A 14,700-nucleotide genomic window follows, 5' to 3' on the forward strand; every position below is an offset into this window, starting at 1 on the left:
GCCGCTTCGCAGGCCCGCCACTAGTGTCCAGGCATGTCGTTTTCCGTTGAAGGCTCAGTGGCCGTGGTCACCGGGGCCACCCGGGGCATCGGCCGCCAGATCGCCTTCCGGCTGGGCTGGGCCGGATCCCGCCTGGTGGTGGTGGGACGCACCGGAACCGACGACCCCGACGCCGTGCTGCCCGGATCGCTACCCGAGGTGGTGGCCGCGCTGGGCGAAGAGGGGATCGAGGCCCGCAGCGTGCAGGCCAATCTGACCTCGCCCGACGACACCGCCCGCATCGTGGACCGCACGCTGGAGTGGTACGGGGGCTGCGACATTCTGGTGAACAACGCGGGCTACACCTCCAACGGGCCGATCATCGATGTGCCCTGGTCGCGTTGGGAGCGGGCCTTCCGGGTGCAAGTGGTGGGACCGATGCAGCTCTGCCAGGGGCTGGTGCCGGGGATGCTGGAGCGGGGCTCGGGCCGAGTGCTCAGCGTGAGCTCGGGGTCGGCCACCGCCATCAGCCCCAACCTGGCCCTCTACTCTACGTCCAAGCAGGCCATGGAGCGGTGGAACGCCTCCATGCACCTGGAGTTGGGCGGCCAAGGAGTGGCGTTCAACGTGCTACGGGTAGACCACATCGTGTCCACCGAAGGGTGGTGGCACGTCTACAACACCCAGGGCGCCGAGATCGCCACCGGCGGCGCCGGGCTGGAAACCCTGAAGACCCCCGAATACACCGCGGAGTGCGCCGACTGGATGATCCGCCAATCCGACGATTGGAGCGGCCACGTGGTCGGCTTCGACGACATCGCCGCCCTCGGGGGCCCAGAGGCAGGTCCTCCCCCGGTTCAGTAGTTGCCGCGAGTCTCGACGAATAGCGAGGCCGAGCCGAGGGCGCATAGGCCGGTCTCGTCGTAGAGCCGGGCTCGGGATTGGCCGATGCCGTCGGCGTCGACCCAGGTCTCGGCGTCAATGCCGATGTGCTCGCTGGTGGGATAGCGCAGCACGTGGATCGTCAGGTCGGGGTTGATCGACACGTACCGGTCGAAGGGCAGGAACGAGCCCAAGCCGCTGGTGAAATCGGAGAGGGCCATCAGCCGCACCAGCGGGGTGGTCTCCTCGTCCCGCACGAAGGGAACCGCAAGCCGAACCCAGGTCTTGCTGGGAGTACCGCCGCTGAGCCCTCCAACCACCCGGTCGAACTCCACCACGTGGGGAAACCCCTCGGGCATCTGCGCCCGGGGCGCGAGCCCGACGGGTCTTCCGGTGCTGCCGGGCGGTGGAGGCAGTGGGGCATCAGGCTGCCGATAAGGGCTGACGTCTATTCCCGCCCCGGTTCGCACCAGTACTGAGACTGCCGACGCCACCAACTGGTCGCCGTCGCAAAGCTCGGCTCGGACGGCTTGGATCCGCTTGCCGGTGCGCAGAACCTCGGTGGTGATGGCCAGCGGCTTCACCGGCACCCGGCGCAACATGTCGAGGGTGAAGCGGGCCACCCGCATGGGAACTGGAGTGGGCACTTGCTCTACTGCTCGAGCCAGCAGCCCTGCTACTGCGCCGCCGTGCTGGACGCCGGGGTCCCAGGGCCCTTGGGCATTGAGCGTGGGGACGACGGTGTCACCGTCCAAGTAGAAAATGGCATCGTCACCCACGAAGACTGCAAGGTAGTACCACCCCGCCGGGGGGCACGAGACGAACAGAGGAGACACCGATGAGGCTTTGGAACGACACGATCGACGGATACCGCCCTGAAGCCCTTGCCCTTCTGGAGCACCTGCACTACACCGGCGACGACGACGCCGACCTGCCCGACGACCCGGTGGCCCGGACCCAGATAATGCGGCAGAACTTGCTGTCCTTTGAGCCCGAACCGTCGTCGATGGCCGTCGAGTCGACCATTCCGGGACCGGCCGGTGAGATCCCGGTGAGGATGTTTGTGCCTGACGAGCCCAAGGCCATGTTCTTGCACATCCACGGCGGCGGTTGGATTCTGGGTCGGCCTAACATGTCCGACCCGGGCAACGAGGACATGGCCAAGCGCCACGGGCTGGCCGTTTTGTCGGTGGACTACCGGCTGGCCCCCGAGCACCCCTACCCCGCCGGACCGGACGACTGCGAGGCGGCCGCGGCCTGGCTGCTGGAGCACGGCCCCGAGCGCTGGGGCACCGACAAGATGTTCATCGGAGGCGAGTCGGCCGGCGGACATCTGGCCGCAGCCACGCTGCTGCGGATGCGGGACCGCCTCGGCGCCATCGACCAGGTGCTGGGGACCAACCTCGTGTTCGGCTGGTACGACTTGCGGGGCACCCCGTCGATCTTCGGCAACGGCGGCAACCCCGACATGCTGAGCCCGCCGGGGTTGCAGTTCATGATCGAGTCGTTCACACCGGGGATGTCCGACGCCGAGCGCCGTGACCCCGACGTGTCACCCCTGTTCGCCGACCTATCAGGCCTGCCCTCCTGCCTGGTGTCGGTGGGCACCTACGATCACCTCCTGGACGACTCTCTGTTCCTCGCCACCCGCCTAGCCGCCGCCGAATCCCCAGTGGAGCTGGCCGTCTACCCCGACTCCCCCCACGGCTTCATGGCCCTCCCCTCCGAAATGACCAAGACCCACGCCGCCCGCCTCAACACCTGGATCGCCTCGCTGATGCCCTGAGGCCGATCAGTCATCAAAATCCTCCCGGTCCAGCACCATGTCCCAGCGATCGCCGCAGTCCGAACAGCGGTAGGCCACAGAGTCGCCGGGCTCGGGCGGATCATCCTCCGGCCAGTACGTGATCCGGTGGCACCACCCCCCACAGTCCACACACACGATCCGATCGGCAATCACCGTCTTCAGTGTGCCACCCCGGCCTGGCGACCCCATCGACTCCATCAAGAAGCTCTGAGAAACACCTCGAAGCGCTCGGCCAGCAAGTCTCGGTCTGGCTTGGCGGCCCGCCGCCGTGGCACGTGGAGAGGCGAGTCGTGCAAGCCTTGAATTGCGTGCCTCAAAGTCGGCCCATCCGAGTCATCCAATACATCAGGGCGAATTTTGACTTGGTAGTCAGAGTTGATGCCGAGAAGGTGGCTGTCATATGCAGCATGGTGGATCTTGCACATTGAGATGCCGTTCGTGACTACTGGCTTACCTCCTTCAGAATCAGCCCTGATATGAGCAGCATCCAATAGCTCCGGGTATCGGAGACTGCATATTCCGCATTGCGACCCGTACGCGGTCAGTACCCGAGCCCGGAACAACGGCTGGTGCAGCCGCCTCTTCGCAACGTCCTCGGCATATTCCCGCAGCAAGGGGATGTCAGCCGCATCAGCTCCCGACCAGCGCTCTTGCTGCGCCTCATCTAATGCCACAACAAATTGGTGAAGCCCCGGCTCTTCGTCGACCAAAAAGACTGGGAAAATTGGCTTGTAGAGACCCACGGCAATTCCTACGAACCAAATCAGCGGGACTCCTTCCTCGAGAGCTACCCGCAAGGCTTGGTTGGTCCAGAGCAGAGGATCGGTTTTCTCCCACTTGTAACGCATGTATCCGTCGGCTCCGGAGTGATCGTCATAGGGGAGACTGGCCGAGTCTGCTCGATACGTCGTAGTGATAGACAAAGCAGCATCGAGGACTTTGGGCTTGTAGATGCCCCTTTGCCGATTCTTGAACAGGATCCGGCTTCCCTCGAAAGAAAACCCATCCTCAATATCACTCCACGTGACAACGCCACCGGAGGCATCGGACAGCAAGCGAAGCTTCGCGAAAGCTGCTGACCGTACACGTTCGTCCCACGCGGCATCAAAGGCCACGTTGCCACCCTAGGACAAGAAGCGATCTTACGCTGGCGACGTCATGTTTCAGAGGCGCTCCGGAGGCTCTCCCATTCGTCGAGGAGGCTGGAGTCGGTGGTGCGGAGGTGATTGACGAATGCTTCGACCGGCGCGGTATGCATCAGAGCGGCCATGGCAATGCCGGGCTACGAGGGGCCACCACAAATGTGAGCCAGCAGGAACAAATCACTATGTTCCGCTTCGTGGCTGTGTCTGAGTATGTGGTTTTCGACTTGGAAGCCAATGCCGACCAAGCCCATCCGCCGCAGCACGAGATTATCGAGATCGGCGCAGTTCTGATCCGCGACGGCGAGGAAACGGACCGGTTGCAGACCCTGGCTCGACCGGCGAGGCAGCTACGCCCTCAAACACAGGAAGTCACCGGGATCACCCAGGAGATGGTGAGTGATGCACCCCCTCTGGCCGAAGCCCTGCACTCCTTCCGCCGCTTCGCTGGCAACCGACCGCTGATTGCTCACAACGGGTTTGGATACGATTTCACGCTTCTTGACGCCTCGAATCTGCCGATCCCCGACGGCCAGCGCCTCGACAGCTTAGAACTGGCCCATGTCGTTTTTCCGCGAGCCGGCAAAGGCATCAGCAGCAATGTAGATAATGGAATACCACCCAAGGGACGAAGCCTGGACGAGCTGGCTAGGCACTTCTTCGGCGATCAGCCCCGCGGCCACCACCGGGCCTTGGACGATGCGCTGCTGCTGCATCGAGTCCTAAAGCGGCTGCTGGATGCCATGGAAGACGATACGCCCATGCGCTGTCTTCAACGGTGGATCTTGAACGCTGGTGACCACCCGTGGGCTTCATTCCTGTCGCCCCAATCTGCACGCACTCCCCTAGCAGACGTCGTGCCGCTTCCCGAACCCCCGCAGCCGCGACCATCAGCAACACAATTCAGGCCTGATGCCGTTACTGAGATGTTCCAAGCAGGCGGCACGTTGATGGGTCAAGCCCGTGAGCCCCGCAAACAGCAAACCGAGATGGCTGAGCTCATTGCCCATACGCTCGATCAGGGAGGTCGCCGCCTGATCGAGGCCCCCACCGGAACGGGCAAGACCCTGGCCTACCTCACTCCCGCCATTGCATACGGACAAGCCGCCCAAAAGCCCGTGGTCGTGGCCCCCCATTCGAAGGTGCTCCAAGACCAGGTGATGACCACTTTGGAAGAACTCCAGAAAGACATCGGTCCGTTTACCCACGTCCTGCTCAAGGGAATGGCCAACTACATCAGCCTGGACTCACTCGACGGAGAATTGGACACCTTGGCCTCGGCTAACACCGCTCCCGACGAAAGGGACGGCATCTCCCCCTCTGCCCCCTTCAGCTATTCCGAGATATTGGTCCTCGCCATTCTCTGCGGCTGGGTGGCGCAAACCAGAACGGGCGACTGGGACGACCTTCGCACCGGCGCCATTGAGAAGAGGATTCCCGAACTGCGCCGCATCCGCCGCCTACTCAGCGTGGCCGAAGCGCCGGGCGGACCGGCCGGGTCGCCGCTCGAAAAGCGGGATTTCTTTCGCCGAGCCCGCGATCTTTTGCCTCGCGCCGATGTGGCTGTGCTCAACCATGCCCTGCTGGTGACGTGGGACGACTGGCTGCACCATTCCAAGCACCTGATTCTGGATGAGGCCCACAACCTGGAAGACGCCGCCACCGACGCTCTCTCCGACGAGGTGTCTCAAGACGACATCGCTGATTTATGCAATTCCGTCTGGGATCCTTCGAGCCGCAGTGGGATGGCGGCCAGCCTCGCCCGAGCAGCCAGGTGGCCAATCGGCGCTGAGCCTCTGAGCGCCATTTTGCGGGCAACCGAGGAGATCCAGTCGGCATCAGCCCAATTCGGCCCAGCCCTGGTTCACTACCTGAGAATCCGAACCGGGGCCGGACAAGAAGACGCATACCCGGTGTCATACCGAATCAAGCGGGGTGCCGACACCCGACACCCCGACTACGAGGGGCCGGTGCTGGGTACCGGCGGCCGCCTTCAAGACGCCTTGATCAAACTGGCCGACGCATTCAACGACGTGAACCTGCCCGATGAGTTAACGCCCGGCTATAGGCGCCACCGCTTGGAGGCCCGGATCGGCCGGTTGGGAACACAGGTTAGGGACACGGCGAGAAGCATCGGCCATGTGCTGTGGGCTACTGACAACGAAGAATGGATCGCCATCGGCGGAACCCATCACACCGAGCACGGCTGGAGATGGGAGTTGAAACGCGCCCCTATCTCCGTGGCCGACTATCTGCGTTCGCTGTGGGACTCACTAGACACCGCCGTACTCACCTCGGCCACGCTGAGAGTGGGAAACAGCTTCGGCTACATCCTCGACACCCTGGGTTTGCGCCGCGGCGCCGAAACCAGCGCTCTCGACAGCCCCTTTGCCTGGTTGTCCGACAACCACATGGTGCTGCGAACCGACTACCTGCCCGCTCCCCGCTCAAGACTGATGGAGGAGTTCAAGACATCGGCGGCCTCGGAGATCCCCCGGCTGCTGACCCTTACCGGCGGGCGGGGGCTTGTCCTCATGGCTGCTCGGTCCCGAATGGAGTTCGTGCGGGATCATGCCCGTCCGGTGCTCGACAGCGAGCAGCTTCCGCTGCTGGCCCAAGGCGATGACACTGCACCCGCTCTGGTAGAGCGAATGCGGGCCGAGTTGGCCTCAAGCTTGATCGCGCTGCGCTCCTTCTGGGAGGGGGTCGACATTCCCGGTGAAGCCCTGAGCCTTTTGGTGATCGAAAAAGTCCCCTTCGACTCACCCGCCGATCCTGTGGTTGGGGCGCGAACAGAGCTGATGGAACGTCGCGGCAAGGATCCGTTTGCCGACTACATCGTGCCCAAAGCGGCCATTCGCTTCGCCCAAGGCGCTGGCCGCCTGATCCGCACCGAGCACGACCGTGGGGTCACAGTGATTTTGGATAACCGACTGTGTCGAGCCGTCCCCTATCGAGACCAGATCCTCGGCACCCTCCCCGGCCCCCCTCGACTGGAGCGGGCCAACCACGCTGAAGACGCCTATCAGCTCATCGCCGACCATCTCGGAGATGTGGTTTTCGATGAGGCGATGCGCCAGCGGCTCCAGGCACTGCCCAGTGCCGACCCGTGGTCAGAGTTGGACGACCTGGAACTCTCCGAGGCTGACCTCGCCGACGAGGATGTGATCGACCAGCGCCTCGAACAAGTTCGAGAGCGCTTCGGGTTCGCGCAGTGGCGGCCTGGCCAGCGAGACACCATGCTCCGCTTTATGCGGGGCGACGATGTGCTGGCGGTGCTTCCCACCGGGTCGGGCAAGTCGGTCACCTTTCAAATCCCGGCCCTGCTATCTCCTGGCGTGACCCTGGTGATCTCCCCCTTGGTCGCGCTGATGAACGACCAAGCCGAGAACCTCCGGGCCAGGGGCGTGGTCAAGGTAGCCGCCATTCACAGCGGCATCCCCCAAGGGGAGTGGCGAGAAATACTGCGAGGGGCCGGTCAGGGCCACTACAAGCTGCTCTATGTCAGCCCCGAGCGGCTCTGGTCCCAAGAGTTCGTGGCCGAGCTGTCCAAAATCGGGGTGGCCCGGATCGCGGTCGATGAAGCCCACTGCATTTCCCAATGGGGCCATTCCTTCCGACCGGAGTATGCCGCCATCCCCGAGGCCATCAAGCGGATCGCCGAGCATCCCCGACCTCCGATCTTGGCCGTCACCGCCACCGCCACTCCAAGGGTGCAAGAGGAGATCGCCGATCTTCTCGAATTAGACCTGCAAGGCAAACCCATTGTCCTTTCGCCTGATCGACCGGAGATCCGCTACTACACCGAGCACTGCGACAATGGCCGCGACCGCGACCTGCGGGTAGTTCAGATCGTGGAGGCGTTCCGCCTCCAACCCGCAATCGTCTATGTGCCCACCCGTAGACAGGCCGCTGCCATCACCAATCTGCTCCGTTCAGCTGGCCACAACGCCTTCGCCTACCACGGAGGCATGGATCACCCGCAGCGACAGCACATCGAGGACGCTTTCCGCCACGGCGAGATCGACGTTGTGGTAGCCACCAAAGCATTCGGCATGGGGATCGACAAGCCCGACATCTCCCTGATCGTCCACCTGGAGATGCCCGCCTCCATCGAGGAATACGTGCAGGAAACCGGTCGGGCGGCTCGGGGCGCCGCTACAGGAACGGGACCGGACACCGGCACCGCGGTCCTGTTGACCATGCCACGGGATTGCTCAGTCCACCGGATATTCATCAAAAGCTCGGCACCCCGCATCGAGCAAGTGAAGCGGATCTGGTCGCAACTGACGATGGGCACCCACGCCTACGACCCGGAGGAACTGGCCGAAAGGGGCTATGACGGCGACCCTGAGTCGGTCAGCACTGCTCTGGCTGTCCACTATCTCCAAGAAGCTGGCGCGGTCCAACGGCACCCAGACACCATCTGGAAAGGTCGGATCGCAGTTGTGGGAGACACCGAGCGCCTGGTCGAAGAGCTGGAAAGAGAGGATCTGGAATTGGCTCAGCGGGCTCGGCGCATCCTGGCTCTGGTCGAACAGCAGGAGGGCGATGAGTACTACGCACCAACCTGGGCTCAGAATCTGACCCAAAAGCCCTGGGACATTGCTGCCGACCTTTTGGAGCTGAACAAACGGGACATCTTGGGCTTCACCGCCTGGAAATACGCTTGGGTGTTGGAGTTGCTCGACACCGATCCCCCGTGGGCGGATATCGAGCGGTCAGCCGAAGACCGCAGGCGCTTGACAGAAGAAAAGTCCAACGATGCGAAGGACCTGGCCCATTCCTCCAACGGATGCCGGCGAAAGAAGATGCTCGAGTATTTGGGGACAGAGGCACCCGAGTCCTGCGAACAGTGCGATCTATGCGTTGAACTTCCCAGGCCATGGGCCGATAGCCACCTGACTCGAGAGGGCCTCCTCGAATCACTGCCGGTCAACGCCATCATCACAGAGCTGGTACAAAGCACCGCCGGAGCGCGCTACTCGCGCCAGCGCATCGTCAACACTCTGGCCGGACAGAGCGGCGGCCAATACGAACTCCCCGAGCGCTTGGCTAAACATCCTGCCTTTGGGAGGTTGGCCTTCCTCAACCGAGAAGGAGTCGAGAAGGCCGTCAACAAGCTGATTGAAGACAAGATCCTCAACAAGCGGCAGGGAAAATTGGAAGGAACCCGATACCAGTATCTGGAGATCGCCGAACAAGACTGAAATTTGCTTGAAGTGTAGGTTGGCACGCTGTGGCCAGCCTGATTCCCGAGAATATTCCCAGCCGAAACGACATACCCGAAAGGCTCAAGACCGCCGCCCGCCTGCTGCGCGACGCGACACCCCACGATGTGGTGGTATCACTTGAGCGTACTGGCGACGACACCGCCTCAGCGCAGCGGCGCGATCTTGGGTACGAAGCTTCTGACACCAGCAGCGAGTCAGTCCCCTATTTGGTCGTGTTCGACCCGGCCGCGGGCATATTGGTGCTGGAATCCCCCACGCTCCGACCTCTTGGCGCCAACAAGCGGAGCCGCTTTCGCCGCCAGCCGCGCGTTGACCTCGACCAGGCTCAACAGGCCATCATCGCCAGGGTCATCGGATTGCAACACAGGATCAGGTCGCTGTTCGTCGCTCGGGCGCTGGCATTGCCTGATGTTCGCCGCGACCAGCCCCTGTCTTTGGCCGACGACAATGTGCCCCGGCTTCATTCAGAAGATTTCCATGAAGACACCCTGCTGGCAGCCATCCGGCAGATACTCGGCGGGCAACGGCCTCCGCTCAACAACCAGGGCCAAGCACGGGTACGAGCCGAGATCAATCCCAAGATCGTGATCGGTCGGCAGGGTCAGATGTTCGACACCGGTCCCCAGACATCTGAAGAGATGATTCGGGTTTTGGATCTGACCCAAGAGCGCCTAGCAGAGCACCTCGGACCCGGCTACCGCCTCATCCGAGGAGTGGCCGGAAGCGGCAAGACCCTGGTCCTCACCCACCGAGCCCGCTATATCGGCGAGAACATGCCCCGCTGGCGCATCCTACTGGTGTGTTACAACATCGCTCTCGCACAGGCCCTCGAAGCAGAGCTTGAAAATGTGGAGAACGTGACGGTGTCCACCGTCGATTCCCTGGCCAGCAGGGTCATCCGCCAAGCTGGACGCACGCCTGCACAAGGCCGCGACGATGATGCGTTCCAAGCCCGGCGCAAACAAGCGATCGCCGCGGCCAGCATCCTCCCACCGGCTAAGAGGTATGACATGGTGCTTGTGGATGAGGCCCAAGATCTGGGCAATTCTGGACTCGACCTCTCGTGGGCCATGGGCAGACACGAACTCGCGGTGGAGCTGCGGCACTTCATCATCGCCTTGGACAGCGCGCAGAACGTCTACCGACGCAAGATGAACTGGAATCCACCGGGTGTGACCGCCCGGGGCCGGTCGACCATTCTCCGAGAGAACTACCGCAACACGAAGGAAACGCTCGACTTTGCGTTGGGAGCGATTGCGGGAATCGGCCAGCCCAGCGCGAACCAGGCATCTCCAGATGATCTAGACACCTTGGTCATGCCCGAGGCCGCACTGCGCCATGGTAAGCCCCCGGTTCTTTTGGAGTGCCCCGATTTGAGAACCGAGGCTGAGACGCTGACAGAGAAAACAGCCGAATTTCTCCGCAACGGGGCCACACCTGACGACATCGTCATCATGTCGGGGTCGAAAGAGTTGCGGATCACCTTGCAGCGAACACTGAGAGCAGAGCGAATTCCAGCACTCGACGCACAGCAGGAGCGGGACCAAGTGGTGTCGATGCGCGGCAGCGTACGGGTGGCCACCCTCCAGCTACTGAAGGGACTCGAATACCCTCATGTTCTCATCGGCGGTGTCAACGACATTTGGACAAGAAACGACGACGATGACGAGACCCGTCAACGACTTCTTTACGTTGCCATGACCAGGGCGACCGAAACGCTGACCGTCACCTATTCCGGCGATGGCCCGATGGGTCGTTTGCTCCAGGCGGCCCGCCGCTGAAGAGCGCAAGATGAAGTTCGGGGTGTATTTCTCGTTTCGGAGGCTGCCGGGGGATTCGAAGCCGTGGGCGGAGGTGTATGACGAGAGCTTCGCCCAGATGCGGTTGGCGGAGGATCTGGGCTTCGACTCGGTGTGGCTGACCGAGCACCATTTCAGCGACGATGGCTACTCCCCGTCGGTGCTGCCCATCGCCGCGGCGGCGGCCGCCCACACGTCGGTCATCGACATCGGCGTTTTTATTGCCCTGTTGCCGCTGTACAACCCAGTGAGGCTGGCTGAGGACGCGGCCACTGTGGACGTCATCTCCCGAGGGCGGCTCATTCTGGGGCTGTCCGCGGGGTATGTGACCTCCGAGTTCGCTGCTTTGGATGTGGACTTCGACAGGCGGTCAGAAATCGCCGACGAAGCGCTGGAGATCCTCTACGGGTGCTGGAGCGGCGACCACTACTCCTTCATCGGGGAACACTTCTCCGTGTCGGACGTGTCGGTGTATCCCAAGCCCCACACCCGGCCCCATCCCCGCATCTTCTACGGCGGCGGCTCCCCCGCTGGCCGCCGTCGCCATCGGTTCGTGGTGGAGACCATGAACTGGTCCCGGGAGCCTGAACTGCTGTGGCTCTACATCAGTGACGATGCCGATGCCGCTTGGGAGGAGTGGGGTGCGGGAGCGACCCATGTCCACACCCGCTACATGCGATGGACCAAGGAATCCGGAGGCGACTGGTGGGACGCCGATCCCCGCGCCCACTTCATCGCCGGCGATGTGAACACCGCCATCAAGGCCATCGAGAACAAGCTCGGCGGCTTCCGCACCGAGCGGGAGGGCGAGGCCGAGACACTGGTGCTGGGGATGAACATGCCCGGAGTCGACGACAGCAACATCCGCCGTTCGATGGAGTTGTTCGCGGCCCACGTCATGCCTCGGTTCCAATGAAGCCGGGCGTGGATTGATGGAGGATACTTGACCATGGTTGTCGTCTATGGTTGGAATCGTTAGCCTGGTAGCTGTGACACCAAACAACGTTGCCCGGGTTGTTCCTGCAGGAGAGTTCAAAACCAAGTGCCTCCAACTCATGGATGAAGTGGATCAGACAGGTGAGTCGATTCTCATCACCAAGCGAGGCAGGCCCGTGTCGATTTTGATGCCGGTCACATCGGAAGCTCCCGGCATCTGCGGCCGTTACAAAGACAGGGTGCGGATACCCGAAGAGGGCCTTCCCAAAGCATTCACCGCCACAGAGTGGGCCGACATCATAGACAGCGCCGGGGCAGACGACACCGAATGATTCTCGACACCAATGTCCTGCTGTGGAGCGTTGTTGGCGACACGTCCAAAATCAGCCTTGAAGTGCAAGCGGAGATCGATGCTCGGGTCTCCGTCGGCAATGCCGCAGTTTCGGCGATCACGTTCTGGGAGATGAGACATGCGCGTCGCAAGAACAACCCGGCGGTCAAGCTGCCTCCGATTGCCGGGCTTCGACAGGATCTTCTGCGCAGCGGACTGCGTGAGATTCCGCTCACGGGCGATGTCCTCATCGACGGCATCGAACTCGCTGACAGCGGCTTCCACGACGATCCGATGGACCAGATGATCGTGGCCACTGCACTGAGCGAGAATCTTCCGCTCGCCACCGCCGACCGCCGAATACAAGCGTGGGCCAATCAAACTGGCCGCTTGGAGATCGTGCCGCTGCGGTAGCCGCGTGCTATCGGTAGGTGACCCGCCCTCCGGTAACCGGGCGGCGAGTCACCCCTCGCGGAGGCTCTCCCATTCGTCGAGGAGGCTGGAGTCGGTGGAGCGGAGGAGGGTGTGGAGCTCGGCGGTGAGACTGGCCAGGGGGTCGTTGACGGCGGCGGCGGGGATGGTTTGGACCAGGGCCTTGTAGCAATCGGACAGGTAGCGCAATAGCGCTCCTTCGGAGCGCTTGATGCCGTAGCGGGAGACGTACTGGTTGAAGGTGTCTCCGACCTCCATGAGGTCGCGGGCCACCGATTTGGGCTGGGGCGATCGTGGCCCACCCAGGGGTGGTCGCGGGCAAACACCGCGAAGGCCGGGTCGATGAACTCGGCTTCGGGGCGGGGCCAGGTGACCTCCGACAGCCGCTCCAAGCGCTCCTCGTAGGGCACCCTCTCGGCCTTGAGCTGGACCATGAGGTCGTCGCGGGCCTTGTCGCGTTGGGCCAGCAGCACCACCGTGGGGTCTTCCAGCACCGACTCCACCACGCTGAGCGCCTGCCAGTGGTAGTCGGGCGCCTCGATGTCCAACGCTTCCAGTGCCTCCACCGCGAACAGCCCCAGCGGCTGGTTCAGCCGGAACTCGTCTTGGAGGTCGAGGTTCACCCGCACGGGACGGCCCAAGTCGTCGGGCTCGTCGAGCACTTCGACGATTTCAGCGTCGATCAGCGATCGGAACACCCCCACCGCTCGGCGGATGTGGGCCCGCTGGCGGGAGCGGGGCTCGTGGTTGTCAACCAGCAGGCGCTTCATGGCCGCGCAGCCGTCGCCGGGCCGGTCCAAGACGTTGAGCATCATGGAGTGGCTCACCGCGAAGCTCGACTCCAGGGTCTCGGGGCGACCCTGCCATAACCGGGCCAGCGTGTCGCCGTCGTAGTGGGCGTAGTTGTGCTCGGGCGGCTTCTTCTTGACCAGCTTGCGCCGCTTGACCGGGTCGGACGCGGCTTTGGCCTCGGCCCGGCGGTTCTCCACCACGTGCTCAGGGGCCTGCACCCACACGCTGCCCTCCTCGTCGAAGCCCTTGCGGCCGGCCCGGCCCGCTATCTGCTGGAAGTCCCGCACCGACAGCACCCGGGTGCGGCGGCCGTCGTACTTGTACAGGCGGGTGAACAGCACGGTGCGGATGGGCACGTTCACCCCCACCCCCAGCGTGTCGGTACCGCAGATCAGCTTGAGATGGCCCTCTTGCGCCAGCTTCTCCACCAGCAGCCGGTATTTGGGCAACAACCCCGCGTGGTGTACCCCCACCCCGGCCAGCACGAAGCGGCGAAGGTCCTTGCCGAACGGGGTGTCGAAACGGAAGCCGCCAATTGCCTCTTTGACCGCAGCCTTGGCTCCGGCATCCAGCACGTCGAGGCTGGTCAGGCTCTGAGCCTGGGCGGTGGCCTCCCGCTGGGTGAAGTGAACGATGTACACCGGCGCCTTGTCGGCCCTCAGCAACTCGGCAATGGACACGTGCAGCGGCGTCTCCCGATACTCCACGTCGAGGGGCACCGGCCGCTGGGCCGAGGCCACCAGTGCGGTGGGCCGCCCGCTGCGCTGGCTCAGGTCCCGGCGCAGGGCGGTGGTATCGCCCAGGGTGGCCGACATCAGCAGGAACTGGGGTTGGCTCAGCTCCAGCAGCGGCACCTGCCAGGCCCAGCCCCGGTCCCGGTCGCCGTAGTAGTGGAATTCGTCCATCACCACCAGGTCAGCGTCGGCCTCGCTGCCGGAGTGCAGAGCCCGCAGGGCCAGGATCTCGGCGGTGCAGGCGATCACCGGGGCGTTGGCATTGACGGCAGCGTCCCCGGTGACCATCCCCACCTGCTCGGCCCCGAACGCGGCCACCAGCTCGAAGAACTTCTCGCTGACCAGCGCCTTGATCGGCGCGGTGTACACCGCCCGCCGTCCCTGGGCCAGCGCGGCGAACGCCCCGGCCAGCGCCACCAGCGACTTGCCCGAGCCGGTGGGGGTGGCCAACACCACGTTGTCGCCCCCCAGCAGCCGCAGCACCGCTTCCTCCTGATGGGGGTACAGCTCCAAACCCGCCGCCTCGGCCCAATCGCAGAACGCCCCCAACAGCTCATCGGGATCGCCCACATCGGGCATGAACTCGGCGAGAGCAGGCGGCACGGCCATAGCGAGAGTGAGGCTAGAGGCAG

General features: G+C 63.5%; 10 protein-coding genes and 1 pseudogene. 7 read left to right on the forward strand and 4 right to left on the reverse strand.

The features are described from left to right. Window positions 1-33 precede the first annotated feature (33 nt). Window positions 34-843: an SDR family NAD(P)-dependent oxidoreductase gene (locus ACOGI7_RS10010; RefSeq protein WP_419848616.1), complete on the forward strand. Its 810-nt coding sequence runs from the start codon at window positions 34-36 to the stop codon at window positions 841-843. On the opposite strand, the gene ACOGI7_RS10015 is transcribed toward ACOGI7_RS10010, so the two are convergent. After that, window positions 837-1,640 carry a thioesterase family protein gene (locus ACOGI7_RS10015; RefSeq protein WP_419848617.1) on the reverse strand — a complete coding sequence of 268 codons (804 nt, stop codon included), beginning with the start codon at window positions 1,638-1,640 and terminating at the stop codon, window positions 837-839. The genes ACOGI7_RS10010 and ACOGI7_RS10015 overlap by 7 nt on opposite strands. 59 nt (window positions 1,641-1,699) lie before the next feature. On the opposite strand from ACOGI7_RS10015, the gene ACOGI7_RS10020 reads away from it, so the two are divergent. Further along, window positions 1,700-2,647: an alpha/beta hydrolase gene (locus ACOGI7_RS10020; protein ID WP_419848618.1), complete on the forward strand. Its 948-nt coding sequence runs from the start codon at window positions 1,700-1,702 to the stop codon at window positions 2,645-2,647. Between the two features lie 6 nt (window positions 2,648-2,653). Here the strand turns inward: ACOGI7_RS10020 and ACOGI7_RS10025 are convergent, their stop codons facing one another. Together ACOGI7_RS10025 and ACOGI7_RS10030 are read right to left on the reverse strand one after the other, a co-directional pair. Continuing rightward, window positions 2,654-2,821, reverse strand: coding sequence for a hypothetical protein (locus tag ACOGI7_RS10025; protein ID WP_419848619.1), 168 nt, complete (start codon window positions 2,819-2,821; stop codon window positions 2,654-2,656). Between the two features lie 44 nt (window positions 2,822-2,865). Then, a complete protein-coding gene (locus ACOGI7_RS10030; RefSeq protein WP_419848620.1) occupies window positions 2,866-3,783 on the reverse strand; it encodes an HNH endonuclease in 918 nt (305 codons plus the stop codon). Window positions 3,784-4,007: 224 nt separating this feature from the next. Between ACOGI7_RS10030 and ACOGI7_RS10035 the strand changes: the two genes are divergently transcribed. The 5 genes from ACOGI7_RS10035 (at window position 4,008) to ACOGI7_RS10055 (ending at window position 12,524) form a co-directional block, all read left to right on the forward strand. Next, entirely contained in the window at window positions 4,008-9,020 is a 5,013-nt protein-coding gene (locus tag ACOGI7_RS10035; protein ID WP_419848621.1) for a RecQ family ATP-dependent DNA helicase, read from the forward strand. A 29-nt stretch (window positions 9,021-9,049) separates the two neighbouring features. Next, complete coding sequence (locus tag ACOGI7_RS10040; protein ID WP_419848622.1) at window positions 9,050-10,825, forward strand: DEAD/DEAH box helicase; 1,776 nt, start codon at window positions 9,050-9,052, stop codon at window positions 10,823-10,825. A 10-nt stretch (window positions 10,826-10,835) separates the two neighbouring features. Continuing rightward, window positions 10,836-11,759, forward strand: a complete 924-nt coding sequence (locus ACOGI7_RS10045; protein WP_419848623.1) for an LLM class flavin-dependent oxidoreductase — start codon at window positions 10,836-10,838, stop codon at window positions 11,757-11,759. Window positions 11,760-11,832: 73 nt separating this feature from the next. Then, on the forward strand, window positions 11,833-12,111 hold the full coding sequence (locus ACOGI7_RS10050; protein WP_419848624.1) for a type II toxin-antitoxin system Phd/YefM family antitoxin: 279 nt from the start codon (window positions 11,833-11,835) through the stop codon (window positions 12,109-12,111). Continuing rightward, window positions 12,108-12,524, forward strand: a complete 417-nt coding sequence (locus tag ACOGI7_RS10055; protein WP_419848625.1) for a type II toxin-antitoxin system VapC family toxin — start codon at window positions 12,108-12,110, stop codon at window positions 12,522-12,524. Before ACOGI7_RS10050 ends, ACOGI7_RS10055 begins: the two co-directional genes overlap by 4 nt. Window positions 12,525-12,572: 48 nt before the next feature. On the opposite strand, the pseudogene ACOGI7_RS10060 reads toward ACOGI7_RS10055, so the two are convergent. Next, window positions 12,573-14,677 (reverse strand): annotated as a pseudogene (locus tag ACOGI7_RS10060) (DEAD/DEAH box helicase). Window positions 14,678-14,700 lie beyond the last annotated feature (23 nt).

Source organism: Candidatus Poriferisocius sp. (assembly GCF_965204145.1).
GTDB lineage: Bacteria > Actinomycetota > Acidimicrobiia > Acidimicrobiales > Bin134 > Poriferisocius.

What these genes read in the sequence shown, in the direction of transcription:
- ACOGI7_RS10010 (WP_419848616.1), top strand. Translation starts at nt 34, where the DNA reads ATGTCGTTTTCCGTTGAAGGCTCAGTGGCCGTGGTCACCGGGGCCACC.
- ACOGI7_RS10020 (WP_419848618.1), top strand. Translation starts at nt 1,700, where the DNA reads ATGAGGCTTTGGAACGACACGATCGACGGATACCGCCCTGAAGCCCTT.
- ACOGI7_RS10045 (WP_419848623.1), top strand. Translation starts at nt 10,836, where the DNA reads ATGAAGTTCGGGGTGTATTTCTCGTTTCGGAGGCTGCCGGGGGATTCG.
- ACOGI7_RS10055 (WP_419848625.1), top strand. Translation starts at nt 12,108, where the DNA reads ATGATTCTCGACACCAATGTCCTGCTGTGGAGCGTTGTTGGCGACACG.